This window comes from Pelosinus sp. IPA-1 (genome assembly GCF_030269905.1).
GTDB lineage: Bacteria > Bacillota > Negativicutes > DSM-13327 > DSM-13327 > Pelosinus.
The window spans coordinates 482,234-508,116 of record NZ_BSVC01000003.1; the positions used below are offsets into that span (position 1 = coordinate 482,234).

A 25,883-nucleotide genomic window follows, 5' to 3' on the forward strand; every position below is an offset into this window, starting at 1 on the left:
AGGCGTGGAAAAATTGAACCACAGAGGCGCAGAGGACACAGAAGAGGAGTTGAATTAGCGTATCAAAAATTACTCTTTGTGTCCCACGTCCTCCGTGGTTTTTTGAAAGGTATACTTTAAAAGGATTCTGATAGCTAAAGGGGAATAATATGTTACAAAAAAAGAAAATTTACCAGAGTTTATTACTAGTTTGTTTCGTTGCTGTATTATTAGCAGGGTTTTCATCAGTACTTTTCCAAAATCAGCCTGTGGCTACTGCCTCAGGAGCTGACCATATTACTCTCACCTGGGCAGGTGATCCGAGGACGACACAGACAATTACCTGGAGAACAGAAGTTACGACAGAAGCAGGGCAAGTGCAGTATGCTGAAGTAACTGATAGTAAGCTACTACCCAATGCTACTAAAATAGCAATTGCAGAAGTAGAGCAATTGTCTACAAATATGGGAAGTATGAGTATTCATTCTGCGACACTGACTGGTCTTAAGTCTAATACTCGCTATAAGTATCAGGTAGGTGATGGAAGTTCGTGGAGTGAACCTCGCACCTTCCTTACTGCTCCATCAAAGGTTTCAGGGTTTAAGTTTTTGGTCTTTGGTGATTCCCAAAGTATTAATTATAATACTTGGCGTGCAACGGTGCAGCAGGCCTATCAGGCTAATCAAGATGCAGCATTTTTCACCAACGTGGGCGATCTAGTCGATGTTGGTCAGGATTATGCCCAGTGGAATGCTTGGTTTGATGGCTCCAAGGGAGTTATTGATACCATTTCTGCTATGCCTTTAACGGGTAATCATGAGAACTATACGCCAGAAAGAAAATTTTCTATGCCTATATTCTTTACTGCTCAGTTTAAGGTGCCAATGAATGGTCCGGAAAATTTGAAACGGCAAGTTTACTCTTTTGACTATGGGGATGTGCATTTTATTATGCTAGATAGCCAAGCAGGAGAAGAGGCCAGTTTTGTGCCTTCTATGTTAGACATGCAGAAAACTTGGTTAGAAAAAGATTTGCAAAATACAACAAAGAAATGGAAAGTCGTCTTTTCCCATCGACCGCTGTACAATAATAAGCCAGGAGAAGAGGGGGAGAACGTTAGGCGTGCCTTTGTGCCCATACTTGATAAATATCAGGTAGATGTGGTCTTTACTGGACACGATCATGTATATGCCCGTACGTATCCTTTGAAAAATGGTGACTTAGTAGATAAGATAACTAAAGGGACGGTTTATGTGGCTACAGGACGAAGTGGTAGTAAGACATATAACGATACAATCCATAAGGAATGGAATGAATTTTTCTATAATCCAGTAGATGAACCAAACTATATTACGGTAGAAGTACAAGGTGATGTACTAGGAGTAAAGGCATATAAACAAAGCGGTGTACAGATTGATGCCTGGACGATTGAGAAAAAAGCAACGGGATCTAAGTAATCTAGAATATTCTATATATAAACCACGATTCACCTTTCAGGGGATCGCGGTTCTATTTTTTGCGGAATAAGAGAGTATACATTTTTGATATTAATAATATGTGGCGCTTTGTAGAAAAAACAATAAGCACGAAGAGCGTGAAGAGACACAAAACACACGATGGGAGATATATATTTATTTTGTTTCCTTCAAATTCTTCATGTCTTCGTGTTTACAATGTTTTTAATTAATATACGCAAGGCGTGTTAACGTTTTTTATTATGTTAGAAAGTAAATGATTTTGTTAAAAAGGTGAGAAAAATGATGAACCACAGAGGCGCAGAGAACGCTGAGGGGATTTTATAACTCTATCTATTTTCTCTGTGTCCTCTGCTTCTCTGTGGTTCAAATCCTTTACGCCCTCCGTATCCAATGTTTTCTTTGTGATCTTTGTGTCTTTGTGTTTCAAAAAGGACGCGTAACGTTTTTCTTATGAATCTGAGCAATATAGTAAAAGAAGAGGGCATGCAATTCGCTTATCTCTGGCAGGATATGCAGGAGGAATCGGATAATAGTAAAGGTATCATAAATAGTAGTAAGTTGTCCCTAGGGGCGTTATACAGGGAGGATTTAGCATGGAAGCATACGAGAAAATTCATCAGTTACACCATCTCATTGAAACTGGGACGGTGGCTGATTTGCCAGGCCCTTATAAAGTGGGAGTGGATCTTGGTACGGCGGACGTAGTGCTGGTTGTCACGGATAGCCAAGGAAATCCGGTGGCGGGAAGTTTACGTTGGGCATCTGTCGTTAAAGATGGTTTGGTGGTTGATTTTCGGGGAGCTACCATGATTGTCGAAGAATTAAAGGCGGAAGTAGAAAAACGGATGGGTATTACTCTTGATAAAGGAGCCACTGCTATTCCACCAGGTACTGTAGGCAGGAATGCACAAGCCTGCGGACACGTAATTTCTGGAGCCGGCTTAGATCCAGTCTGCCAGGTTGATGAACCAGTAGCAGCAGCCAAAGCATTGAATATCACCCATGGTATCGTAGTAGATATTGGAGGAGGTACTACAGGAATTGCTGTATTAAAGAATGGAGACTTAGTTTTTACCGCTGATGAAGCAACAGGAGGAACTCATATCGCTCTAGTGATAGCAGGAGCGTATAAAATAAGCTTTGAAGAGGCGGAAGTACTTAAAAAAGACACAAGTCAACATCGGCGCATTATGCCAGTGGTGTTGCCTGTCATCGAGAAAATGGCGACGATTGTAAAAAAGATGCTGGTAGGCTATGAAGAATACAACAATTATCCAGTGTATGTAGTAGGTGGTACGGCTTATTTGAGCGGTTTTGGTGAAGAATTTAGCAAAGCCTTTGGCCGAGAGGTCCATGTTCCTCCCCATCCTTTATTGGTTACGCCTCTTGGAATTGCCATGTTTGGCTAATATATTGTCCTGCGTAGAAGGGTCCTATACTATTTCGCTTAGAAATTGAAATAGTAAGGACCCTTTACTTATTTACATAAAATTCGGCAAGAAAGTACCACTAAAATGTTAGAAAAATCCAAGGGAGTAAGGGTTTATTATGTCGAATTTTTAAATAAATTGAATATTAAAAAAATGTGGAGGGGTTATCTATGGAAAAGAAGATAAATGGTGAACAGGAAAAATCTATAGAGGATCTGAGAAATGTTAAATTAGAAGACATAATTGATATAGCCTTTCTCCAAAAGTTTCAGGATAACTTTGCAGAATCTGTAGGGGTAGCAAGCATTACGGTAGATATTACAGGTAAGCCGGTTACGAATCCTAGTAATTTTACAACTTTTTGCATGAAGCATACAAGGGGCTCTGAATTAGGTCTTAAGGGCTGTATGGGTTGTGATAGCAAAGGTGGGGAAGAATCTGCACGGACAGGTAAACCGGCTATTTATGATTGTCATGCCGGCTTAGTGGATTTTGCGGCTCCCATCATGTTAGAAGGCAGGCAAATAGGTTCTATATTAGGAGGCCAGGTATTGACTTCAACTCCAGAGGAAGGTAAATATCGTCAGATAGCGGAGGAATTTGGTGTTAATCCTGACGAATATATTGATTCTCTGAGGGAAATTAAGCAAGTACCAAAAAAGAGTGTTGAAGCAGCTGCAAATGTTTTATATTTGGTAGCGAATACTTTGTCTAAGATGTGGTACCAGCAAAGTAAGCTAAAGAATATGGCTGGTTCTATTAATGATAGCGTTATTCAAATATCGGCAACAATGGAAGAACTAGCAGCTTCTGCTAATGATGTTAGTCATAATCAAAGCACCTTAAATAGTGAAATTAATAATGTTAACGTGGTATCAGGCAAAATTAATGAGGTTATGGATTTTATCAAAGAAATTGCTGATGAAACTCGCTTGCTAGGGTTAAATGCGGCAATTGAAGCTGCTAGGGCGGGAGAGGCTGGACTGGGTTTTGGTGTAGTGGCCCAAGAAATCCGCAAGTTGTCAGGGGATTCAAAACAGACGGTAGGAAAAATTAAAGAATTTACGACGATTATTCAACAGTCTGTAGATAAGACCGTTACGATGGGGAATGCTACAAGCCTAACCGTAGAGCAACAGGCTGCTGCGATAGAAGAGGTAACGGCAAGTATTGAAGAAGTAACAAGTATGGCAGAAGATTTATATAACTTAGCAAATGATATGTAAGAAGAGTGGTTCGGATTAAGTGACTGGGAGATGATAAAATGGCACGTGTGCAAATGGTTGTTTTTGAAATTAATGGTACGGAATTCGGCATAGAAGCAGCAGCAGTGAATGGTATTATTAGAACAAACAGAGTAAACATCCAGGTTGTCCCAGGCACGTTAAGTGATATAGAAGGTATGATAAGTTGGAGAGATAAAGTACGGTATGTTTTTAATTTGCGTAGAAAACTTAAATTAGAACATAAGGTAATATGTGATGATAGTAAAATTATCATGGTTCATGCCAATGATCTAATGGTAGGGTGTTTGGTAGATGAGGTTACTGACATTGTATTGTTTAATTCCGAGGAGATCGAACCTGCGCCATCTTTTATGCAAGAAGGGACGGGCAATTACATAACTGGGATTGGTAAAGTAGAGGAGCGTTTAGTTGTCATATTAGATGTAGATAGACTCTTGACGGGTGTAGAAATAGATGAATTAACCATGGAAAATTTGCAGCAATATGTTAAGGGGAAATAATGATTTTAAAAGAGCAAAGCCATGATAGCGAACTGTAAGCTATCATGGCTTTATCTTTACTCTTTAATATTTTTATCTTGTTTTAGTGCACCTGGACCATCCTGAGCCACGGCTACCTCTGCATCACCGAATGTTTTCATATCATTTAACACGTGGAGGGAAGCTTTCAGTACGGACATGCCTAATGCCGCACCAGTTCCCTCTCCTAAGGACATATTCAGATGCAGGTGAGCAGGAAGGTTAATTAGATCAAGGGCGACTTTATGTGCAGGTTCCGGTGAAATATGAGAGCCAACTAAATAATCTTTTACTTGAGGAGCTAATTTGACAGCAATAAGAGCAGCAGCGCTGGTAACAAGACCATCTAAGATCAGAGCTGCTCCGCCAGCTGCTCCGCCAAGTATAACGCCTACTAAGCCAGCAATTTCAAAACCACCTAATTTACTTAACACATCGATTGGATCACTTGGGTTAGGGCAATTCATAGTGATCGCATTTTCTATTACCTTTATCTTTTTGTTGAACATTGTATCTGTTATGCCGATACCTCTGCCTGTTAGTGTGGACACAGGAATTTGGCTATAAGTGGCAACGATTGCTGTACCTGAGGTAGTATTGGCAATACCCACTTCGCCTAATCCTATAGCGGTTACACCTTTTTTTATTTCCTCAGCAGCTATCTTAATTCCAGCTTCAATGGCTTTAATAGCTTGGTCTCTTGACATAGCAGGGCCCTGGTTTATATTGCTCGTTCCAAAGGCAATCTTCTCATTTCGTAGGGCAAGAAGTGATGGTAAATCAGTAGCGATGCCCATATCAATAAGAAGCAAATCAGCAGCAACATGCTCAGCAAAGGTATTAATAGCAGCACCACCGCCTGCTATCTGATGGATCATTTTTACAGTAACTTCTTGAGGATAAACACTGATATTTTCGGCTGCTACACCGTGATCAGCCGCTAGAACAAGAATACTTTTTTTAAGATCACGAGGCCTTGGGTTACGAGTAATACCTGCAAGTTGACGTGCTAAATGTTCAAGGGCATGTAGACATCCAAGAGGTTTTGTTAAATTATCAAGACGCACTTGGCATTTATCCATAGCTACACTATCCAAAGATTTGATAGACGAAATAACTTCCTGAATCATAGTATGCCCTCCTCTAATCAACCACTTTATTTGAAATAGTAGTAGTTTCAAATGTGGTCATATTATTTAACATTTTTATAGAAACACCGAGGATATCAACAACGATGGATGCTCCAATGGCCTCGCCCAAACGTATCCCCATATCAATACATGCCTCTAATCCTAAGAGTTTTAATGCAATAATGTGGGCAGGCTCGCCAGATAAATGAGAAGGTACAAGAAAGTTTGTACTCATAGGCTGTAGAGCGTGTGCAATAAGTGCAGCCGCCGTCGTATTCAAACCATCAATGACAACCATACAACGGTTAGCTGCGGCGCCTAGTATAACACCTGCCAAAAGGCCCGTCTCAAAACCGCCAATTTTTGCCAAGACGTCAAGCCCGTCTTGCGGATTGGGTTGATTGACCTCTAGTGCTTGGCGAACAATATTAATTTTAAAAGCAAGCCGGCTATCCGATATTCCAGTTCCTCGGCCTGTAGCTTGCTCGGGAGTGAGATTAGAAAAGGCTGTAACAATTGCTGCACTAGAGGTAGTATTACTGATGCCCATTTCGCCAAGACTGAAACATCGATAGCCCGCACGTACTCGATTGGTAGCGATCTCAATCCCTGTTTCGATAGCCATGATGGCTTCTTCTCGGGTCATAGCTGGTCCTTTGGTAAAATCTTTTGTACCGAATGCAATTTTGCGGTGCCATAGACCGGCAGTATCAGATAAGTCTGCGGCAACCCCTACGTCAACCACGACCATGTCAGCTCCAGAAAAGTTTGCTAAGGCATTTGCACTGGCGCCCTTTGCTCCAACATAGTTTTTAGTCATTTGCGCAGTGGTTTCGATAGGGTAGGCACTAATTTGATTGATTGCTACTCCGTGGTCGGCGCAAGCTACAACCATACAAGTACGAGGTAATTCAGGTGCTTCTTCTTTCCGTATCCCTGCATATTGCTTTACTATTTCTTCCAAACGGCCAAGACTACCCTCGGGTTTAATTAAGCTATCTAATCGTGATTGAACTTTTTCCATGATCTCTTTATCTAAAGGGGTAATTTGTGATAAGGTTTCCAGTAATAAGCTCATAGTAACCTCCAGTGTATTTTATCAGAGTCAATACAGAAAAAAGACTTTTCTGGCAAATGCCAAAAAAGTCAGGATTGCTTTTGCGTAAAAGACTAATTCAGACTTATACGATTTTCACATAGGATAGTATATAAATCTTATTTATCAAATTAGTGTCATTATATCAAGTGAAATCCGTAGTCGTCAATCCTTATAAAGGAGAATACATATTCAGTTTAGCCATTTTTCAACAATTTTAGCCCCAGATCTGTTACTGTTTGTAAATCTTTTGAGGCGCCTCGACCTTGTGTGGTAAGGTAGTTGCCAATCAACATCCCATTAACACCAGATAAGAAACCTAGAGGGACTAATTCGCCAAGATTGTGTTCTCGGCCACCAGCATAACGAATAATCTTTGTCGGTAGGATAAGTCGGAAAATAGCAAAGGTCTGTAGAATTTCCATCGGATTTAATTTTTCCTGGTTTTCAAGTGCAGTACCCTTAATTGCATTTAAAACATTAATAGGAATAGAGTCTGCATCTAGCTCCTTAAGAGTGAAGGCTAATTCAATACGTTGACGCCAAGTTTCTCCCATACCAATAATTCCGCCAGAGCAAACTTCAATACCTGCTGCCTTAATCCTTTTAATGGTGTTAACACGATCTTGATAAGTATGGGTGGTACATATTTCATGAAAGTAGCTTTCACTTGTTTCTAGGTTGTGGTGATAACGAGTGATACCAGCTTCTTTTAAAGATGCTACGTGCTCTTCCTGTAAAGTGCCGAGAGAACAGCAGCGTTGAAGGCTTGTTTCCTGACCAATTCTTTTAATTGCATCAGTGATTTGTTCGAAATCTCGATCTCCTTCCATGCCACAGCCAGAGGTTATGACACAAAAGCGATAAGCACAGTCGGCTTCGGCTTTTTTTGCTGCCTTTATAATGTCGTCTTCTTTCATAAGAGGATAGGCCTCAACTTGTACGTCATGATGGGCGGATTGGGCACAAAACTTACAGTCTTCTGAACAATTACCTGAACGAGCATTGAGAATTTGGCAGGTATCCACATAAGAACCAGTAAACTTTTCCCGGACCTTATTAGCGACACCGAGAAGTATAGGAATATCAGCTTCTTCAATAGTTGTTAAGGCAACGGCTTCATCAAAAGTAATTTGACTACCGTCTAATACTTTTTTACCTAAAGAAAAAATTAAGTCATAATTAGTCATGTTTATTCCTCCTATATAAATGAATAATGAAGAGTATCAGCTGGTGTTAGTCCAGCATCCTGTACCATTTGAAAATCTGCTACAGTATCACGTCCTGTAAAAGTTAAATAGTTTCCAATAATGAGGCCATTTGCACCAGAAAGCATCAAATGCCCTTGCATATCCCGTAAATTTATTTCACGACCACCGGCGGGCCTTATAATCTTATCAGGAAAAATAAAACGGAAAATAGAAAAAGTCTTAATAATATCCAGGGGAGACGGGGGAAGGATATCTTCGAGAGCCGTTCCCTTAATCGGATTTAGAATATTTATAGGAATGGAAGCCACATCAACTTCTCGTAGCGCAAAAGCAAAATCGATACGGTCTAACCAACTTTCGCCCATGCCAATAATTCCCCCAGTACAAAGTTCCATGCCAGCAGCTTTAGCAACTTTAATAGTTGCTAATCGTTCTTCATAAGGGTGAGTTGTACACACAGAAGGGTAAAAATTTTTACTTGTTTCCAAGTTATGGGCATAGCGTTTAACTCCTATTTCTGATAAGAGAAAGGCTTGCGTGGCAGATAAGGTTCCAAGGTTAGCACAGACTTTTAGGTTGGTCTTAGACATGATAACTTGTAGAGCTTCAACGATCTTGTTAAAATCGGAATCATGGTTCATGCCTTTGCCGCTAGTAACAACACTAATCCGCTTGGCTCCTTGTGATTCTGCTTTTTGTGCAGCTGCTAGAAGCTTATCTGTGCTAAGTAATTTGTATATGGGGGCATCTGTGCGGTGATGGGCGGATTGTGCACAAAACTTACAGTCTTCAGAACACATACCAGAACGAGCATTAACAATTCCACACATGTCCACACCCTTTCCAGCAAACTGGTTTCTAATTTTATTAGCAAAAGCGGAAAGCAGGGGGATATCTTCCTCAGTCACTTTAGTAAGTTGTTTGGCTTGTTCATAAGTAATTTCTTGGCCTTCTAATATGTACTCTCCAAGGGTAATGATTTCACGGTAATCCATTCCTAACCCCCTTATTAGATATATACTTCTCATAAAAATACGTTAACTGAAATGAAGTTTGCGGTTAACGTATTTATTTTACTATTATTTTTAGAAGCTGTAAATGACATTTTGTAAATATAAGAATTACTTGTTAATTCTATAAAAAATACTGGCGTTCCTATTAAAAGGAGTGCCAGTATTTTGGAATCTTATTATTAGATTGTCAACTTAGTGATTCAGTTATTTGTTTTCGTATTTCTTAATGAGTTCCTTCAATATCATTCCGTGGCGTCCTTCCTCAATCGCTGCGGTCTCTATTTCTTCGGCTACATTATCCAGACCTATATCTCGTGCTTTTTGGGCAAAGGCTTTTATTTTTTCTTCGCCACTAAGTTCTGCTTCTGCGGCAAAACGTAGTATTGAAAAGATATCCGGTTTAATATCACCATTTAATACTGTGTATAAGCCAGCATGGCGTGCTTCATCAGCAGCCAGTGCTTTTAGATCTTCGGCTAGTTCCTCCAAGCCTTGTTCATTCGCTAAACGAGCTAAGGCCTGGTACATGCCGGCTCCTTGTCTCTCTAGTTCGGCAAAGTGTGCAATTTGTTTTTCGATTTCTGTTCCTTTTGTAATTCCTAATAAACTCATATATTTTCTCCTTCGCCTTTTGGCAATTGTTTTAATAAATTGTGTAATGTGTCTCGTAGTGCAATAGCCTCTGTAGGATTTAACGGGGAACTGCACATCATTTGCTGGGGAATAGAATATGCAGCTTGTTTCAAGTCTTTCCCTTTGTCTGTTAAGGTAACAATGATTTGTCGTTCATCTTCTAACATCCTCTGCCTAAGCAGTAAATTGCTTTTTTCCATTTTTTTAAGCACAGGTGTTAGGGTGCCTGAATCCAAATAAAGGCGTTGGCTTAGTTCTTTAAAAGTGATAGGCGTTGTCTCCCATAGTACTAACAATACAAGGTACTGGGTATAAGTAATTCCCAAAGCGTCAAGCAGTGGACGGTATAAACGAATGATTTCTTTCGAACAGGCGTACACAGCAAAACATAGTTGATTGTCTAAGTGTAATAATTCGTCTTTTGACATGTCAGTAACTCTCTTTCAGCAAAAGTTCAATATCTCCAACTATTTTTCTGGGTGAGGTGATAGGAGCATATCGCTTACGGATAAGACCTTTTCTATCAACCAAAAACTTAGTGAAGTTCCACTTGATTCCGCTACCGAGTAATGATGGAGTTTGTTCCACTAAATACTGAAATAGAGGATGAGCAGCTTTGCCCCTTACATTAATTTTACCAAAGACCGGAAAGGATACACCGTAATTCAGAGAACAAAATTGCTGAATCTCTAGGTTGCTTCCTGGTTCTTGTTTCATAAATTGATTGCAGGGGAAAGCAAGTACGACGACTCCTTTATCTCGGTATGTCTCATATAATTCCTGGAGTTCTTCATACTGGGATGTGAAACCACATTTACTAGCAGTGTTTACAATTAAAACTATTTTATCCTTATATTCTTCCATGGATTGTTGTTTACCATCGGCGGTAGGGACAGAAAAATCATAAATATTCATGGCTATTAGCTCCTTATGAATTAAATTGATTTTACACAATTGAATCTTACACAACCTTAGAGGAATTGTCAAGATGCCTTACAAAACTAAAAAAAACATGGTATATCTTGACAGGATAAGGGAGAGTGCATTATTATTTAAATGATAATGATTTTCAATAAGTGCTGTTCAGATTGTGCTTTGGAGGAGGAACTATTTTTGGTAAGCAAACTTCGATTGGTTTTTTTCGTGCTGCTAATGATTCCTCAGGGAGTTATGTTCTGGATGGCGTCTAATTCACTATTACAAGGAAATAAGTTCTTTAGCGAAATAGAAGCAGTATCCTTAGCAAGTGCCTTAATATTAGTTTTAGGAATGCCGGGATTGACAGTGGAATGGTTGGTGGGAAAGCATATACGTGATATGGGTAAATTGTGTGGCCGGGTAAAACAAGGAGATTATAGTGAGTTACTTTCTTTGCCCAATGAGTCAACGAATGAAGAAGATACAATAATGATTCTCAAACGGGACATGAATTGGATGGCGCGACAAATTGAATTTAGGGAAAGGGATTTACGAAGAGTCGTAAAGGAACTGCAAGAATCTCGTAGCCAAATGCAAGTTATGGCAATGACAGATCCCTTAACTTCCATTGCAAATCGACGGTGTTTCTTTGATACACTAGAGAAGCATTTTACTGCACTACTTTGTGATTGTCATCCTATTTCATTACTATTATTTGATGTAGATCTGTTTAAAAAAATTAATGATACTTATGGACACCAAGCAGGTGATAAAGTATTGCTAAAATTAGCCGAAATTATTCAAGAGAATACAAGAGATAGTGATTTGGCTGCTCGCATCGGCGGAGAAGAATATGCACTTTTATTGCCAGAAACCAATTCACAAGAGGCTGCAGGAATTGCTAGTAGAATCAAAAACTTGATTGCAGGACATGATTTTATTTTAGACGGAAATCAGCAAATTTCTGTAACAGTCTCTATTGGTATTTGTACTCTTTTTCAGCGGCCTTGTTGCTTTGATAAAGAAAAACTATATAATTTTGCAGATCAGGCTCTTTACTACTCAAAGCACATTGGGAGAAACAGTGTTTCTGTATATAATCCTGATACAGGCTTGATTAGTAAATTTGCATGATTTTAGTGCCATGAAAGGATGTATAACTTGTATAATTTAGTTACGACAGATGATTTACATGAGATGGTAGATGCCTTATCAACGGCCTTAGAGGCTAAAAGTTCTTACACGTGTGGCCATTCAGAGAGAGTCGCTGAGCTTTCCCTTTTAATTGCACAAGCTATGGGGTTATCCTTAGCTGAACAGGAACGGATTCACATTGGTGCTCATTTACATGATATTGGTAAAATTGGTATTCCAGATGCTATTTTGAATAAACCGGGAAGATTAACAGAAGCTGAATTTGATACGATTCGGCAACATCCAGTGATCGGGGGAACCATTGTAGGCAAGATTAAAGTTTTTGCTTCAGTGGCTGATATAGTAAGGCATCATCATGAACGTTTTGATGGTAAAGGTTATCCTGATGGTTTAGGCGGAGAGCAGATTTCTTTAGGTGCTAGAATTGTAGCTGTGGCGGATTCTTTTGATGCTATGACAACACTAAGGACCTATCGGCAAGTTTTTAGTGTTCAAGAAGCAATTGAAGAGGCGAAACGTTGTAAGGGAAGTCAATTTGACCCAGCTGTAGTTGATGTTTTAGTGGCTTTGGCTTGTAAAGATAAGTTGAAAAGTGCAGGTAATTAGTTTGCCAATCAGTTTATAACTGCTTAAAAAGATGCTATTTTTAAGTTCACTATGGGAGGAAGTTTGTCTTTCTTTAGGGAACGAGTATTTGACGAAATTGATTATATATAGTATAATGATTTATGATTTGTTAAAGCCTAGATAAAGTTATTGACAATACCATATTGAAATTTAACCGCCACGGGAGAGGAAATAGGTGTGAAAATCACCTTAGACGGCATGCGTCAAATATCCTAACGTAGGAGGTTTTTTTTATGGAAAAAATAAAGGAAGAGATTAACATGAGATTATATCATTTTACAACAGAAGACAATTTAGAGGGAATCTTAGAGAAAGGCTGCCTTGATCAATCGGGTGGAGGGGTTGTCTGGCTAACTAAAAATAAAGAACTTGAAGCCCAAGGGTGGTCAGGAGGAAAGAACTCTACCGTGAGAATTAGTGTTTCACTCCTCAATATATCTCACTTCGGTAAGGATGCAACACCGCAAAAATTAGTGGAAGGTGCGGCGGATTGGTATATTACAGACCAGGCAGTACCGCAAAAATTATGGGTTGATGTTGAATCTTTCAAGAAGGGACATTGGGCTATCCATAAAGGCCTAAGTTATAAAAATAGAAAAATGTAATGCAACTAGAAAAAAAATTGGCGTAGTATTAACTATGCCAATTTTTTTATATAAAAATTAAGGACTCATTACGCTTGGTCAGCCAATGGACGTCAAGATAGATGCTTATCCTGAATGAACTGTTGCTGGAACCATAAAAGAATTTAGCCAAAATGCGGAATTTACACCTAGACAAAGTTATAACCAAGCAAGAACGAGCCAATTTAGTGTTTTATGCTAAAGTGAAAATCAATAGCTCGGAAGGCATCTTAAAACCAGGCATACCGGCGGATGCGGTTATTAGATGATTACGTTAGAGCATATCAGCAAAAATTATGGCAATACATTAACCGTGAAAGATGTTTCTCTAGAGATTAAAGCAGGAGAAGTCATCTTTTGTCCCTTACTTTCTATTCAAATTTTGCAAGGTATTCTTCTTAAAAGGGGGGGGGATTAGTGAATTGTGGCCCCAGATTATGGTCCTAATTATTTTCATTATGATCACATTAATGATTAGTATCAAAAAAATTCAAAAGCAAGTAGCTTAGTAGATAATATAAGAAAAAACTTGGCTTGTGCCAAGTCCTCGGACGCAGGCAGAAGCCTTAGTCGTTCTTACTTGGAATCAAGAAAGTGTTATACTTTCTGATTCCGTAAAAACAGAAAGCTTACCCTGTAAGGTAAACTTTCTGTTTTATTATGTAAGTGAGGTACTCTTTAGGGAATGAAATAAAAGACTTGGACAAAATCCCCTGGTACCAAACAATCAAAACCAAAATTAATGTTTTCCCCATCAACCTTGTAACTCTGTCTATCTTGGAGACGTCCCTTTACGAAAACTTGAAATATACAATCAGCGGGATGATCTGCTTTCATAATACTAGTACGCGTCGAAACACGAACGGCTTGTTCTACAATACGCATCGACTAACCTCCTTCTTCACGTTATTTGGTGAATAGTTCTCAAAAAAGAATATATTCATTTATTCTTTCTTTCTGCTGAAATTCCTTTTGTAAGAAAATGATTCGTGGCAACAAATCATAATATTTTGTTGCTGATTTTGCCCCTTTGAGTATGTAGATCAATGTAATACATAAATTAAAGATTATCCAAAATCACTTTTTCTGAAATACAAGTCTGATATGTATGTTGTTATCTTATTATTGTTCCTGCTTCTGCTGAAAAAATAACCAGAAATGCCAATATGCATGAATGAGATGCCCTTTCATTACTAAGATTAAGTACTATTCAGATTGAATTTTAGAATTAAACCAGTAGCGCATGGTAATTGCTGTCATTACAATTAAGCCACCCGCCATAGAATAAAATCCAGGTTGTTCACCGATTAATAAAAAAACCCAAATTGGATTTAAAATGGGCTCAATAGAAGTAATCAAAGTTGCTTGTAGCGCTTCAACATGACGTATAGCGTAAGAGTAGAGGACGTAGGCCAATCCCAGCTGAAAAATCCCAAGTAAAGAAATGCTAATTAGATTGGTACTCTCAAGGGAATTACCTGACCAGAAGAATAAGCTAATCCCGAAGGTGAATAAGTTGCCTATTAACACAGAGCCGTAGGGTGAGCCATCCTTTTGCATCCGCATAAAAAGAATAAATAAAGCAAAGCTGACGCCGGAAGCAACAGCACAAAGGTTTCCTAGTAAGCCGCCACCCGAGACCTTATCTAAAAAGAAAAAGATCATTCCGAAACATACTACAAAAATAGTTACCCAATCGCGGCGTGTTGCTTTTTCACCAAGTAACCAGCCGCTGAGCAAGGCTACATAGATAGGAGCGGTATACTGTAATAAGATAGCATTGGCCGCAGTAGTAAGTTTAGTTGCAATTACAAATAAAGTAACGCAGGCACAATAGGCTACGGCGCCTCCCCATTGAGGCTTTGAAAAAGAGAGGCTTTCCTTACGAAAAGCAATCCAGATGACGAGGGCGGCGATGATGCTGCGACCACCTGCAATGGACATAGGGTGCCAGTTTATCCACTTTATTAACACGCCACCGGCACTCCATAAAAGTGCTGTAAGCGCTAGGTAAAAAATAGCTTTTTTGTGTTGAGTCATATGAAATACCTTATCCAATCTTTTATTTTAGAAATATAGGGTAAACACGATGGTCTTATTTCTTAAGGTAATTCGTCTTCAAGACAATTGAAACCTTCATTTGCATATTAAAATAATAAAGATATCAAACTGTGTTCCAATTGAGATGAAAAATATAAGTAATATTAAGTTTTTGTAAAAAATGTCGATATTTGCTTTACCCCAAAAAAAGGAATTAAGCTCCTAATAACGAAGCTATGATTAATGAAGCCATCAATTTGAAAAAACTAGTCCGTAAATTATTTACTATTCCTGAGGGTGGTATGTAAAATGAGAAAAGCCTTTCAAGAATTATTCCTTTCCAATCCATGTGCCATGATTCTTGTTGCTGCAGATACGGAAGAAGTAATAAATGTAAATGACAGCTTCATGGCATTGACAGGGTACGACCGAAAAGTAGTTACGGGTCAGAAGATAGATATCCTGGGTGAGATGATTTCGATTAAAGATTTCACAAGATTGAAAAAACTCTTGATTCATAATCAAAGTGTACAAGGCTATCAATGTCGCTTTACGATACAGCCTAAGCGCACAGGTACTGCACTAATTAATGTGAGATATCTTACTATACAAAAAAAAATTACAGTACTTATTACAATAGTAGATGTAACAGAGAATGCAGAGCTTAGGGATCATATTGACAGACTAAGCTGTTTAAATCTCGTTGGGCAGTTAGCTGCCAGTATTGGGCATGAAATTCGCAATCCAATGACTACAGTGCGAGGGTACTTGCGATTTATGCAAAAAAAATTAGATTTTACTGGGTATGATGAGCAGTTCACCATGATGATTCAGGAATTAGATCGAGCAAATGCAATTATCACCGACTTTCTAGCCCTAGCTAAAAATAGAGTGAATGGTTTTGCCATACAGAATATAAATGATATTATACAAGATATAAGCCCTCTAATGGAGGCTATGGCTTCTGAAATGGGACATTATATTATATTTGATCTAGGGCAGGTACCGAATTTTTTATTAGACAAAATAGACATTCATAAAGCACTTATTAATTTAGTTAAAAATGGCTTTGAGGCTATGGATGGTAAAGGTACAGTTATTGTACGGACCTATAAAAAAGAAGATTGCATTATATTGCAGGTTGAAGATGAAGGAAAAGGTATCCCCAAGGAAATAGTAGATAAGCTAGGAACGCCTTTTTATACTACGAAGGAGAAAGGGACGGGGCTCGGGCTTTCTGTATGCAATGAAATCGCCAATCGCCATAATGCAACATTAGAAATTAAGACTAGTGCAGCAGGAAGTATCTTTTCCTTAGCATTTCCCTGTAAAGAGTACATTAAAAAAAAGGCATGAACTATTTTGGTTCATGTCTTTTCTTATGTACTCATATTCACCAAAGTGTATTAATCAATTCCTTAAAGGTGATTGTTTAATGGAATACAGGTAAATTTCATTATAATGAAGATTTTTTCATTATAATGAAAAAATGATTGAATTTTAGATGCTGCTATTATATAGTATAACCAAGAAGAAAAAACATAAGAACAAGTAATTAGAAAGAGAAGGTCCTATATGAATAAAGACATTGGTAAAAAAGTAAAAGAGCTACGAACACAAAAAAAGCTAACATTAAAAGAGCTTAGCGGGTTAACCAATCTCTCCACAGGATTTTTGTCTCAATTGGAACGTGGTTTGACTAATATTGCAACAGATTCTCTGCATAAAATTGCCCAAGTTTTGGATGTGGATTTAACTTATTTTTTTGCAAATCCAAGTAAGAGTGGAAAGTATGTGCTCCGAAGCTATGAAAAAGAAGTGTTTCAAGTTGTGAATTCCCGGTTTATACATTATCACTTAACAGATGGGGCTTCAGATAAAACATTATTGCCGAGAATCGTGGAATTGTTACCGATTAATTCAAATGAGGATATCAGTCAATATGCCCATGAAGGAGAAGAGTTTATTTATGTTTTGGAGGGAGTTTTAACACTTTTTATCAACAATGAGCAAATCGAGGTATTTCCAGGTGATTCTGCCCATTACAATTCTTCCATTGTACATAATTGGGCTAATTATACAAATAAGATGGTAAGACTGTTAGTCGTTAGCTCCCCTAACCCTTTTAAGGGATAAAGGCTAGGTTGTATAAGTGAGGTGAGTAAATGAAAACAGCACTAATTTTTAGTATTCAAAAATTTTCGATTCATGATGGACCGGGAATTCGTACTACTATATTTTTCAAAGGTTGCCCTCTTAATTGCCAATGGTGCCATAATCCAGAGAGTCAAAGTTATCATAAAGAAATACTGATCAATCAAGAAAGATGTAGTCTTTGTGGTCAATGCCAAATTCATTGCAGTAGAGGAGCAATACAACGAAATAAAGATGGGATTTTTTATGATGAAAATAAATGTAATGCTTGTGAAGTATGTATGGATCACTGTGTTAACAATGCGAGAGAAGTGGCAGGAAAAGAATATACCGTACCTGAGTTAATGAGGGAAATTATCAAGGATAAAGCTTTTTATCAGCAATCTAACGGTGGTGTAACCTTATCCGGTGGAGAATGTATGATACAAATCGATTTTGTCCAAGAGGTCGTACAGGAGTGCAAAAAGCAAGGTATATCTGTCGCTATTGATACTTGCGGTTACGCACCGAGAGAAAGTTTCCTGCGAATTTTGAAGGATGTAGACTTATTTCTTTACGACGTAAAGTTGATGGATTCTAGTTTGCATCAGCAATATACAGGCATAGATAATGGCTTGATTCTAGATAATTTAAAGTTGTTATCCCATCAAGGTGCCGTTATCTATTTACGATTACCCCTTATAGAAGGGATTAATACCAAGGATGAGCATATCCAACAGGTGCTTGATTTTATTCATGATCTTACAATCGATCGGGTTAGTTTATTGTCCTATCATCATATGGGAAAAAGCAAATATAAAAAATTGAATTTAGAGTATCCTCTTGCGAACTTTTCTCCGCCGTCAGAGGATCGATTAATAGAAATTCAGTCTATGTTTCTGCAAGCAAATTATAAAGTGAAGATTGGAGGGTAAATCGTGGAAGAAAGAGGTATGAATGAAAGAATTCAAAAACTCAGGAGCCAAAGTCTCAAGGCTCAGCCTCACTTGTCCATTGAAAGGGCCTTACTGGTAACCGAGGCATATGAAAAGTATTTTGGCACGGTAGAAACTCCTATTTTAAGGGCTCTTACATTCAAACATATTATGGAGAATAAAACTCTGTGTATTAATGACGGAGAGCTCATTGTCGGGGAAAAAGGAGAACAACCTCAGTATGCTCCTAGTTTTCCGGAGCTTTGTTGCCATACAATAGAAGATTTAGAGGTCATGAACCAGCGGGATAAAATATTCTTTAAGGTGGATGAGGAAGCCAAAAGAATTCAGAGGGAACGGATTATACCCTTTTGGGAAAACCGATCTATGCGTAAGGTTATCTTACAGCAGATGTCTCCAGAGTGGTTAAATTGTTATGAAAGTGGCATTTTTACGGAATTTATGGAGCAACGTGGTCCAGGTCATACGGTGGCAGATGGGAAAATGTATGGAAAAGGCTTCTTGGATTTTAAAACTGAGATTCAACAACAAATCGAAACACTTGATTTCTTAACAGATCAGCAGGCTTATGAGAAGAAGAGTCAATGGGAAGCCATGCAAATCTGCTGTGATGCCATTATCATTTATGGAAAAAGGTACGCTGAGTATGCTAGGGAAATGGCAAAGGTAGAGCAGGATGAAAGTAAAAAATCTGCCCTGCTAACAATTGCCGCAAATTGTGAAGTTGTACCTGCCCATAAACCGGAAACTTTTGCTCAGGCCATTCAAATGTATTGGTTTGTGCATATTGGTGTTACCACCGAAATCAATCCTTGGGATGCTTTAAGTCCTGGCCGACTTGACCAACATTTGCAACCCTTCTATCAAAAAGGGCTGGAGGAGGGTTCCTTAACTAGGGAAAAGGCTAAAGAATTATTACAATGTTTATGGGTGAAATTCAATAATCAGCCGGCTCCTCCTAAGGTTGGAATTACCTTAAAAGAAAGCAGCACTTATACGGATTTTGCTAATCTAAATACAGGCGGTGTAAAAGATGACGGCTCTGATGGTGTAAATGATGTATCTTATTTAATTTTAGAAACCATGGATGAAATGAAGCTGTTGCAGCCTAGCTCTAATGTACAGATTAGCAAGAAATCACCTCATCAGTTTATCAAAAAGGCCTGCGAAATTTCCCGCAAGGGATGGGGGCAACCTGCTTTTTATAATACAGAGGCTATCGTTGAAGAATTGCTAAGGGCGGGTAAAAGTATTATTGATGCCCGGCAGGGGGGCTCTAGTGGTTGTGTAGAAACAGGTGCATTTGGTAAAGAAGCCTATATTCTAACAGGATATTTTAACCTGCCCAAGGTACTAGAGTTGACGCTATACAACGGTTTTGATAAAATTGCAAATAAACAGTTAGGGCTTCAAATTGGTTATGCCCAGGATTTTAAAACATACGAAGAACTCTTTGCGGCATTTAAAAAGCAATTGCATTATTTCATGGATGTGAAAATTACAGGCAATCATATTATTGAACTTCTTTATGCAAAACATATGCCAGTACCTTTCTTATCTATCATTACCAGTGGTTGCATTGACAGTGGCAAAGATTATAACGGAGGAGGGGCCCTTTATAATACTAACTATATTCAAGGAGTTGGTATAGGGACTTTGACGGATTGCTTATCTGCAATAAAATATAATGTCTATGATAAAAAACGTTTTTCCATGGAAGAGTTACTAAAGGCCCTAGAAGATGATTTTGTGGGGCATGATTATATCGATAATCTTGTAGGGAATCGCACCCCAAAGTATGGCAATGATGATGAGTATGCGGATCAAATTATGGTCGAGACATTTAATACATTTTATCAGGAAGTCGCAGGCAGAAAGAACCGTAAAGGTGGCGTTTATGGTATTGATATGCTACCTACGACTTGCCATGTATACTTTGGATCAGTGATGGGGGCAAGTCCTAACGGTAGAAAGGCTTACAAACCTTTATCAGAGGGGATATCCCCCGAAAAAGGAGCAGATCGAAAAGGTCCTACTGCCGTTATCAAATCAGCATCGAAGATGGATCATATTAAGACAGGAGGAACCTTGCTAAATCAGAAATTTACGCCTTCTGTCGTTTCAGGGGATCAAGGGTTAGAAAATATGGTATCCTTAGTTCGAACCTATTTTAATCTCGATGGTCATCATATTCAATTCAATGTTATTGATCGAAAAACATTACTAGAAGCGCAAAAACATCCTGAGGAGTATAAGGATCTCATTGTACGTGTAGCAGGCTATAGTGACCATTTCCATAACTTAAGTAAAGAATTGCAAGATGAAATTATTGATCGAACGGAGCAAGGGTTTCATTAAAAAGAAGGCTGTAATCAGAATTGATTACCAGCCTTCTTTTTTGTCGTATCGGAATTTATAAGTTTCTAGTTAACAAGATTGAACCACAAAGATGCACAAAGAACACAGAGACATTTTTATTCTACCTCTTTGTGTTCTCCGTGTCCGCGTAAGCGGTTTTGTGTCTTTGCGTTTCAAAACGTCTATCTTTTGAAAGGACGCGTAGCGTTTTTTTCTTGCGAATAAAATTTAAAGTAGCTGCAGGTTGTCTTACTATAGCAGATTATATCCAATAATTGGTGATTTATTGCTAAGCGTAAAATGGAGAAAGGAGTTTATAAATAGGTACAGAAATGGATAGTAAAGACATCTGCTATTTATTGAAATAGTAAGATGAATGTTAGTTTTGTCGAAAATCAGGATAAGTAAAGGGGAGGAATTTCAATGAAAAGTTATCAAATGTTCATCAATGGTGAATTTGTTCCTACTCGGTCAGGAAAAATGATAACCGTCATAAATCCAGCCACTGAAAAAGTTATCTCTGAGGTACCTGAAGGAACGCGTGAAGATATTAACGCTGCTGTTGAAGCTGCTGAACAGGCTCAAAAATCTTGGGCGAAGCTACCTGCTATTGTGCGGGCGGGCTATCTTAAGGAAATTGCCCAAGGCATACGGGAAAATGCAGAGGAAATAGCAAAGGTTATAGCGGAAGAACAAGGGAAGATAATGCCTTTAGCCAGAGTTGAAGCTAACTTTACAGCGGATTATATGGATTATATGGCTGAATTTGCTCGTCGTTACGAAGGAGAAATTATTGAGAGTGACCGTCCAAATGAAAATATATTCCTTTTCAAAATGCCAATCGGTGTTATTGGCGGTGTTTTGCCTTGGAATTTTCCATTTTTCTTAATTGCTCGCAAAATGGCACCTGCTTTAGTTACTGGAAATACTATTGTTATTAAGCCAAGTCGGGAAACACCAAATAATGCCTTTGAATTTGCTAAAATTGTTGCCAAATCCTCTTTGCCAAAGGGGGTCTTCAACTTAGTATCTGGTGCAGGTTCTGTCGTAGGAAACGCTCTTGCTGGTCATCCCAAAGTGGGTATGGTTAGCTTTACGGGGAGTGTAGAAGGTGGTGTTGCTATTATGAAAGCCGCCGCTGAAAATGTGACTAAAGTTTCCTTAGAATTAGGTGGCAAGGCTCCCGCTATTGTAATGGCAGACGCTGATCTAGATTTGGCTGTGAAATCCATATGTGATTCACGTATTATAAATAGTGGTCAAGTCTGCAATTGTGCAGAAAGAGTTTATGTTCATGAATCCATAGCCGATCAATTTGTTGCTAAGATGACAGTGGCTATGCAAAATGTTAAATATGGTAACCCGCTAGTGGATGATGATATTGACATGGGGCCCTTAGTGAGCAAACAGCAGTTAGAAAATGTCGAGGCATCCGTCCAGCAGGCCATTAAAGATGGAGCAACCTTAGTGGTAGGCGGCAAGCGGGCGAATAAAGAAGTCGGTTTTTATTATGAGCCTACGTTACTTACGAATTGCAAACAAAGTACGGACATTATGCAAAAAGAAACTTTTGGCCCTGTACTGCCAGTTGCGACTTTTAAAGATCTAGATGAAGCCATTGAATTGGCAAATGACTCTGAGTTTGGTCTGACCTCCTCTATTTATACCCAGAGTCTTGATGTTGCCATGAGGGCTTGTAAAGAAATTAAATTTGGTGAAACATATGTCAATCGAGAAAATTTTGAAGCGATGCAAGGTTTCCATGCAGGTTGGCGTAAATCAGGTATTGGTGGTGCCGATGGAAAACATGGGCTGGAAGAATACCTCCAAACCCATGTTGTATACATGCAGTATAATCAAAATGTAAAATAAAGAAGACTTGATTCAGATGGAGTTTTAACTCCATCTGAATCTTAGCCCTTCTTATCCAGGGACTTAGCCGCTCTTAACTCCCACTTATATAAGTGAGCCTTGGATTCAGAAAATCCTTAGAGCGACTTACTTCGAGTTTTGCAGACTGTTATCCTAACCAGAGGGCAGGATACTACAGGCTGTTAACGAGATGGGAGTCTTAGAGCGGTTTAGTCATCGGATAAAGTTATAAAGTAAAATCCCTTACTGCTATCTAGTAGTAAGGGATTTTACTTTATAAGTATTTGAAAAAGAGATATAATATAATAAAATTGATAGGTAATTACCTATGATAATGAGGGATACTATGACACTACGTCATTTATTAGTGTTTTTACGCGTATGTGATGAAGGGAATATGACAGCTGCAGCTGAGAAGCTCTACATTGCTCAGCCATCCGTTAGCCAGGCCATCTCAGAACTTGAAAAACATTATAATGTGAAATTGTTCGAGAGACTTGGGCGTAAGCTATATATTACCATGGCAGGACAGAAGTTATTAACCTATGCACGACACATCGTAAATTTAAACAATGAAGTAGAAGAGGTTATGCGTAATAGTAATGAAAATAGTGTGCTAAGGGTAGGGGCTAGTGTTACTGTAGGAACCTATGTTTTACATGAAGTTATAAAGAAATTTGCGAAAGATAATCCTGAAGCAAAAGTGATATCTACAGTTAACAATACAACGGTAATTGAAGGAATGCTGCAAATAGATCAGTTAGATATAGGGCTAGTGGAGGGAAGGGTGCAAGCTCAAGGAATTCTGCAAACTCCTTTCATGACAGATGAACTTGTATTAGTAAGTTCTACGTTTCATCCCTTTGCTAAGAAAGCAAGGGTTAATCCAGCAGATTTGGAAGCAATGGAGTTTATTGTAAGAGAAACAGGAAGCGGTACACGGGAACTATTTGAGTCGGTGATGCTAGACAAGGGGATTCATTGGCAAATAAGTGGGGTTTATAATAATGCTGAGACCATTAAGAATGCTGTGAAAGCTGGTCTTGGGGTTTCTGTAATGTCAAGAATGGCCATCCAAAAGGAAGTTGAACGCAAGGAATTAGCTATTATTGAAATTGAAAGTATGTATTTTAAACGGCACTTTAATCTTGTTTATCACAAAAATAAGTATATCTCTCCTGTTCTAAACAAGTTTATTCATTTATGTATTGATTATGTAACTTGAACAAAAGTTAATGTTATAACCTTGTTTATATGCTGCTCAGTTGGAAACAATCATTGTTTGGGGATGTAATGATGAAAAAAGTAAAACTAACTATAGGGGATAAATGGTTAATTGGAATTCTTTTAGTTGTATCATTGTCGGGTATAGCTCTTAGTATTCTTCTTTTTCCGCGACAGGCCAACACTTTAGCTGAAATTCGGGTTGATAATAAACTAATTAAAACAATTACCCTCAGACCGGGTTATCAGGAAGAAATGCGTATTGGCGGAGAAACTGAATATGCTATTATTCAAGTTCAGGACGGAAAAATTCGCATACGTCAAGATGACTCTCCCAGACAAATTGGCGTGCAAACAGGCTGGATTAGTAAACCACCTCAACAAGTTGTAAATTTACCTTACCACATTGTAATTCATCTTGTTTCCAATGAAACTCTGGATGTTGATGACATTGTCCGATAAAAAGATAGTAATTAGCGAGTATGGCAGAAGAACTACAAATTGCAATTGGGAGATTTAAGTTGTAAGCTGTTGTGCTGTAGTGGTAGTTTTAAATTATGAATATAATTTTATAAGTTAAGTAGATATGCCCTACAGTTAGAAGAAGCTGTAGGGCATATCTTATTGGGCTAGCAAGGACATTTTTAAATTATGGGGCGACCAGCTGTATCCGATGATTGGATCGTGTTCGCATTGCCTGAACCAAGGATACGGCCTAGTCTCCGTATTCCTTCTTTTAAGAGAGATTCGTTGTGGGTAGAAAAGGAAAGGCGCATTTCGTTACTCTTCGTTCCATTGGTATAGAAAGCTTCGCCAGGTACAAAGGAAACACCTACAGCAGCGGCGTGGCGTAGTAGTTCAGAGGATGACGCGGTAGGATTTAGAGTGCACCAGAAATAGAAACCGCCTTCAGGTATGGTAAAATCCATATAGTTATCACAGTATCGTCGGATCGCACTAGTCATAGTGTCCCGGCGTTTTTTATATTCTCTACGGACAGTGTTTAGATGAGCTGGTAAATAGTCTTCTTCTAGGCAGATATGGAGGATTCGCTGAGAAAGAGTATTGCTATGCAGATCCATATATTGTTTTTCTTGGGCTAAACGATTGATCACCTGTGGGGCAGCGGTTACCCAGCCTATGCGTAGTCCAGGAAAGAGAATTTTGGAGAAAGTACCCATATAAATTACGCCACCATAGTTATCAAGACTTTTTAGAGAGGGGGGTGGTTGTTGATCGAAATATAATTGACTATAAGGATCGTCTTCTACAATAACGAGTCGATAACGTGCTGCTAGTCGAATAAGTTCTTGGCGATCTTTTAGAGACATGATCCGGCCAGTGGGGTTCTGAAAGGTAGGGATAGTATACATTAGTTTTGGCCGGTAGCGTATAAGATAGTCTTCCAAAATCTCAAAATTAAGTTGATCTGATTGAGGAAGGGAGAGAATACGGGCATTGGAAGCTTCTAAGGTCTGAATAGCTCCTAAATAAGTAGGCGATTCAACGATAACATAGTCTCGCGGCTCGACGAAGGCTTTTACAATGAGATAGAGACTTTGTTGTGAACCTGATGCAATTAGGAAATGATCAGGGGAGGCCTGTATGCCCTGACGACCTTGCCAAGTCGCTAAGCTGTGCCTAAGAGGGAGGTATCCTTCAGTTGCCATATGACCGAAATCGGAAAGTTCAAGATGATATTTACTTGATACAAGAGCTTTTTCAATGATACATAGAGGATATAAATCTGGATCTGGCATGCCGGCTGCCAGAGAGATAGCTTCATCTGCGGTAGGAGTAGAAATTAAATTGCGCAATAGTGATGAGAGGGGTGACTTATATTGGGGAGTAAATAATTGTTCCCAGGAGATATTAGTCGACTGTTGGGTAGCGATAGATAATTCAGCAACATAGGTACCGCTTCCCACCTTGGTTAGTGCAAGTCCACGCTCTTCTAATAACCTATAAGCGCTGATTATTGTAGTGCGGCTAACATTGAGTAATTTGGCGAGTTCCCGTTCTGGAGGCAGCTTGGTACCAGCAGAGAGGGTGGAGCTTTGAATTTTTATTGCTAAATGATTGGCGATTTGTAGGTACATGGGGGCTGATCCAGACTGATCAATTCGAATGCCTCTTAATATTTTGGTAATATCCATTTATATTATTCTCCTTGAGAAAACAAATTGGTATTCTAAAAATATTATATTGGATATTTACAATAAAACTCCTGCAGGCTATTATA

24 protein-coding genes are annotated in these 25,883 nt (G+C 38.7%); 14 read left to right on the forward strand and 10 right to left on the reverse strand.

Annotated features, from left to right (window positions below; all coding sequences use genetic code 11):
* The first annotated feature begins 149 nt into the window (after window positions 1-149).
* From QSJ81_RS08955 to QSJ81_RS08970, 4 genes are all read left to right on the forward strand, one after another.
* The gene (locus QSJ81_RS08955; protein ID WP_285717071.1) at window positions 150-1,436 is read left to right on the forward strand and encodes a purple acid phosphatase family protein; all 1,287 of its coding nucleotides are present in this window, start codon (window positions 150-152) and stop codon (window positions 1,434-1,436) included.
* A 614-nt stretch (window positions 1,437-2,050) separates the two neighbouring features.
* Entirely contained in the window at window positions 2,051-2,866 is an 816-nt protein-coding gene (gene eutJ, locus QSJ81_RS08960; protein WP_285717072.1) for an ethanolamine utilization protein EutJ, read from the forward strand.
* 191 nt (window positions 2,867-3,057) lie between these two features.
* Window positions 3,058-4,113, forward strand: a complete 1,056-nt coding sequence (locus QSJ81_RS08965) for a PocR ligand-binding domain-containing protein (RefSeq protein WP_285717073.1) — start codon at window positions 3,058-3,060, stop codon at window positions 4,111-4,113.
* Window positions 4,114-4,151: 38 nt separating this feature from the next.
* Complete coding sequence (locus tag QSJ81_RS08970; RefSeq protein ID WP_285717074.1) at window positions 4,152-4,634, forward strand: chemotaxis protein CheW; 483 nt, start codon at window positions 4,152-4,154, stop codon at window positions 4,632-4,634.
* 56 nt (window positions 4,635-4,690) lie between these two features.
* Here the strand turns inward: QSJ81_RS08970 and cobT (QSJ81_RS08975) are convergent, their stop codons facing one another.
* The 7 genes from cobT (QSJ81_RS08975) to QSJ81_RS09005 all read right to left on the reverse strand — a co-directional run bounded on the left by cobT (QSJ81_RS08975) (window position 4,691) and on the right by QSJ81_RS09005 (window position 10,650).
* Entirely contained in the window at window positions 4,691-5,782 is a 1,092-nt protein-coding gene (gene cobT, locus QSJ81_RS08975; RefSeq protein ID WP_285717075.1) for a nicotinate-nucleotide--dimethylbenzimidazole phosphoribosyltransferase, read from the reverse strand.
* 13 nt (window positions 5,783-5,795) lie between these two features.
* Window positions 5,796-6,860, reverse strand: a complete 1,065-nt coding sequence (cobT, locus tag QSJ81_RS08980; protein WP_285717076.1) for a nicotinate-nucleotide--dimethylbenzimidazole phosphoribosyltransferase — start codon at window positions 6,858-6,860, stop codon at window positions 5,796-5,798.
* A gap of 215 nt (window positions 6,861-7,075) precedes the next feature.
* Window positions 7,076-8,068: a biotin synthase BioB gene (gene bioB, locus QSJ81_RS08985; protein WP_285717077.1), complete on the reverse strand. Its 993-nt coding sequence runs from the start codon at window positions 8,066-8,068 to the stop codon at window positions 7,076-7,078.
* Between the two features lie 11 nt (window positions 8,069-8,079).
* The gene (bioB, locus tag QSJ81_RS08990; RefSeq protein ID WP_285717078.1) at window positions 8,080-9,084 is read right to left on the reverse strand and encodes a biotin synthase BioB; all 1,005 of its coding nucleotides are present in this window, start codon (window positions 9,082-9,084) and stop codon (window positions 8,080-8,082) included.
* 222 nt (window positions 9,085-9,306) lie between these two features.
* Window positions 9,307-9,714 carry a ferritin family protein gene (locus QSJ81_RS08995; RefSeq protein ID WP_285717079.1) on the reverse strand — a complete coding sequence of 136 codons (408 nt, stop codon included), beginning with the start codon at window positions 9,712-9,714 and terminating at the stop codon, window positions 9,307-9,309.
* Entirely contained in the window at window positions 9,711-10,163 is a 453-nt protein-coding gene (locus QSJ81_RS09000; protein WP_285717080.1) for a MarR family winged helix-turn-helix transcriptional regulator, read from the reverse strand. Before QSJ81_RS09000 ends, QSJ81_RS08995 begins: the two co-directional genes overlap by 4 nt.
* A 1-nt stretch (window position 10,164) precedes the next feature.
* Window positions 10,165-10,650: a glutathione peroxidase gene (locus QSJ81_RS09005; protein WP_285717081.1), complete on the reverse strand. Its 486-nt coding sequence runs from the start codon at window positions 10,648-10,650 to the stop codon at window positions 10,165-10,167.
* Window positions 10,651-10,848: 198 nt separating this feature from the next.
* Between QSJ81_RS09005 and QSJ81_RS09010 the strand changes: the two genes are divergently transcribed.
* The 3 genes from QSJ81_RS09010 to QSJ81_RS09020 all read left to right on the forward strand — a co-directional run bounded on the left by QSJ81_RS09010 (window position 10,849) and on the right by QSJ81_RS09020 (window position 13,040).
* Window positions 10,849-11,787 (forward strand): GGDEF domain-containing protein, encoded by a 939-nt coding sequence (locus tag QSJ81_RS09010; RefSeq protein ID WP_285717082.1) that lies wholly within the window; start codon window positions 10,849-10,851, stop codon window positions 11,785-11,787.
* 18 nt (window positions 11,788-11,805) lie between these two features.
* A complete protein-coding gene (locus tag QSJ81_RS09015; protein ID WP_285717083.1) occupies window positions 11,806-12,414 on the forward strand; it encodes an HD-GYP domain-containing protein in 609 nt (202 codons plus the stop codon).
* 254 nt (window positions 12,415-12,668) lie between these two features.
* Complete coding sequence (locus QSJ81_RS09020; RefSeq protein ID WP_285717084.1) at window positions 12,669-13,040, forward strand: hypothetical protein; 372 nt, start codon at window positions 12,669-12,671, stop codon at window positions 13,038-13,040.
* Between the two features lie 696 nt (window positions 13,041-13,736).
* Here the strand turns inward: QSJ81_RS09020 and QSJ81_RS09025 are convergent.
* Together QSJ81_RS09025 and QSJ81_RS09030 are read right to left on the reverse strand one after the other, a co-directional pair.
* The gene (locus tag QSJ81_RS09025) at window positions 13,737-13,943 is read right to left on the reverse strand and encodes a hypothetical protein (protein ID WP_285717085.1); all 207 of its coding nucleotides are present in this window, start codon (window positions 13,941-13,943) and stop codon (window positions 13,737-13,739) included.
* Window positions 13,944-14,264: 321 nt separating this feature from the next.
* Window positions 14,265-15,098, reverse strand: coding sequence for a DMT family transporter (locus tag QSJ81_RS09030; protein ID WP_285717086.1), 834 nt, complete (start codon window positions 15,096-15,098; stop codon window positions 14,265-14,267).
* Between the two features lie 309 nt (window positions 15,099-15,407).
* On the opposite strand from QSJ81_RS09030, the gene QSJ81_RS09035 reads away from it, so the two are divergent.
* The 7 genes from QSJ81_RS09035 (at window position 15,408) to QSJ81_RS09065 (ending at window position 24,103) form a co-directional block, all read left to right on the forward strand.
* Window positions 15,408-16,454: a two-component system sensor histidine kinase NtrB gene (locus tag QSJ81_RS09035; protein ID WP_285717087.1), complete on the forward strand. Its 1,047-nt coding sequence runs from the start codon at window positions 15,408-15,410 to the stop codon at window positions 16,452-16,454.
* Window positions 16,455-16,673: 219 nt separating this feature from the next.
* Window positions 16,674-17,234, forward strand: a complete 561-nt coding sequence (locus tag QSJ81_RS09040) for a helix-turn-helix domain-containing protein (RefSeq protein WP_285717088.1) — start codon at window positions 16,674-16,676, stop codon at window positions 17,232-17,234.
* A gap of 29 nt (window positions 17,235-17,263) precedes the next feature.
* A complete protein-coding gene (locus tag QSJ81_RS09045; RefSeq protein ID WP_285717089.1) occupies window positions 17,264-18,166 on the forward strand; it encodes a trans-4-hydroxy-L-proline dehydratase activase in 903 nt (300 codons plus the stop codon).
* 3 nt (window positions 18,167-18,169) lie between these two features.
* Window positions 18,170-20,545, forward strand: coding sequence for a trans-4-hydroxy-L-proline dehydratase (hypD, locus tag QSJ81_RS09050; protein WP_285717090.1), 2,376 nt, complete (start codon window positions 18,170-18,172; stop codon window positions 20,543-20,545).
* A gap of 423 nt (window positions 20,546-20,968) precedes the next feature.
* Entirely contained in the window at window positions 20,969-22,417 is a 1,449-nt protein-coding gene (aldA, locus tag QSJ81_RS09055) for an aldehyde dehydrogenase (protein WP_285717091.1), read from the forward strand.
* A gap of 346 nt (window positions 22,418-22,763) precedes the next feature.
* Entirely contained in the window at window positions 22,764-23,642 is an 879-nt protein-coding gene (locus QSJ81_RS09060) for a LysR family transcriptional regulator (protein ID WP_285717092.1), read from the forward strand.
* A gap of 68 nt (window positions 23,643-23,710) precedes the next feature.
* Window positions 23,711-24,103 carry a NusG domain II-containing protein gene (locus tag QSJ81_RS09065; RefSeq protein WP_285717093.1) on the forward strand — a complete coding sequence of 131 codons (393 nt, stop codon included), beginning with the start codon at window positions 23,711-23,713 and terminating at the stop codon, window positions 24,101-24,103.
* A 182-nt stretch (window positions 24,104-24,285) separates the two neighbouring features.
* Here QSJ81_RS09065 and pdxR read toward each other — a convergent pair whose 3' ends face one another.
* Complete coding sequence (gene pdxR / locus QSJ81_RS09070) at window positions 24,286-25,797, reverse strand: MocR-like pyridoxine biosynthesis transcription factor PdxR (RefSeq protein WP_285717094.1); 1,512 nt, start codon at window positions 25,795-25,797, stop codon at window positions 24,286-24,288.
* Between the last annotated feature and the right edge of the window lie 86 nt (window positions 25,798-25,883).

Coding starts and splice junctions, on each gene's coding strand:
- QSJ81_RS08955 (WP_285717071.1), top strand. CDS start 150: ATGTTACAAAAAAAGAAAATTTACCAGAGTTTATTACTAGTTTGTTTC.
- eutJ (WP_285717072.1), top strand. CDS start 2,051: ATGGAAGCATACGAGAAAATTCATCAGTTACACCATCTCATTGAAACT.
- QSJ81_RS08965 (WP_285717073.1), top strand. CDS start 3,058: ATGGAAAAGAAGATAAATGGTGAACAGGAAAAATCTATAGAGGATCTG.
- QSJ81_RS08970 (WP_285717074.1), top strand. CDS start 4,152: ATGGCACGTGTGCAAATGGTTGTTTTTGAAATTAATGGTACGGAATTC.
- cobT (WP_285717075.1), bottom strand. CDS start 5,782: ATGATTCAGGAAGTTATTTCGTCTATCAAATCTTTGGATAGTGTAGCT.
- cobT (WP_285717076.1), bottom strand. CDS start 6,860: ATGAGCTTATTACTGGAAACCTTATCACAAATTACCCCTTTAGATAAA.
- bioB (WP_285717077.1), bottom strand. CDS start 8,068: ATGACTAATTATGACTTAATTTTTTCTTTAGGTAAAAAAGTATTAGAC.
- bioB (WP_285717078.1), bottom strand. CDS start 9,084: ATGGATTACCGTGAAATCATTACCCTTGGAGAGTACATATTAGAAGGC.
- QSJ81_RS08995 (WP_285717079.1), bottom strand. CDS start 9,714: ATGAGTTTATTAGGAATTACAAAAGGAACAGAAATCGAAAAACAAATT.
- QSJ81_RS09000 (WP_285717080.1), bottom strand. CDS start 10,163: ATGTCAAAAGACGAATTATTACACTTAGACAATCAACTATGTTTTGCT.
- QSJ81_RS09005 (WP_285717081.1), bottom strand. CDS start 10,650: ATGAATATTTATGATTTTTCTGTCCCTACCGCCGATGGTAAACAACAA.
- QSJ81_RS09015 (WP_285717083.1), top strand. CDS start 11,806: ATGTATAACTTGTATAATTTAGTTACGACAGATGATTTACATGAGATG.
- QSJ81_RS09020 (WP_285717084.1), top strand. CDS start 12,669: ATGGAAAAAATAAAGGAAGAGATTAACATGAGATTATATCATTTTACA.
- QSJ81_RS09025 (WP_285717085.1), bottom strand. CDS start 13,943: ATGCGTATTGTAGAACAAGCCGTTCGTGTTTCGACGCGTACTAGTATT.
- QSJ81_RS09030 (WP_285717086.1), bottom strand. CDS start 15,098: ATGACTCAACACAAAAAAGCTATTTTTTACCTAGCGCTTACAGCACTT.
- QSJ81_RS09035 (WP_285717087.1), top strand. CDS start 15,408: ATGAGAAAAGCCTTTCAAGAATTATTCCTTTCCAATCCATGTGCCATG.
- QSJ81_RS09040 (WP_285717088.1), top strand. CDS start 16,674: ATGAATAAAGACATTGGTAAAAAAGTAAAAGAGCTACGAACACAAAAA.
- QSJ81_RS09045 (WP_285717089.1), top strand. CDS start 17,264: ATGAAAACAGCACTAATTTTTAGTATTCAAAAATTTTCGATTCATGAT.
- aldA (WP_285717091.1), top strand. CDS start 20,969: ATGAAAAGTTATCAAATGTTCATCAATGGTGAATTTGTTCCTACTCGG.
- QSJ81_RS09060 (WP_285717092.1), top strand. CDS start 22,764: ATGACACTACGTCATTTATTAGTGTTTTTACGCGTATGTGATGAAGGG.
- QSJ81_RS09065 (WP_285717093.1), top strand. CDS start 23,711: ATGATGAAAAAAGTAAAACTAACTATAGGGGATAAATGGTTAATTGGA.
- pdxR (WP_285717094.1), bottom strand. CDS start 25,797: ATGGATATTACCAAAATATTAAGAGGCATTCGAATTGATCAGTCTGGA.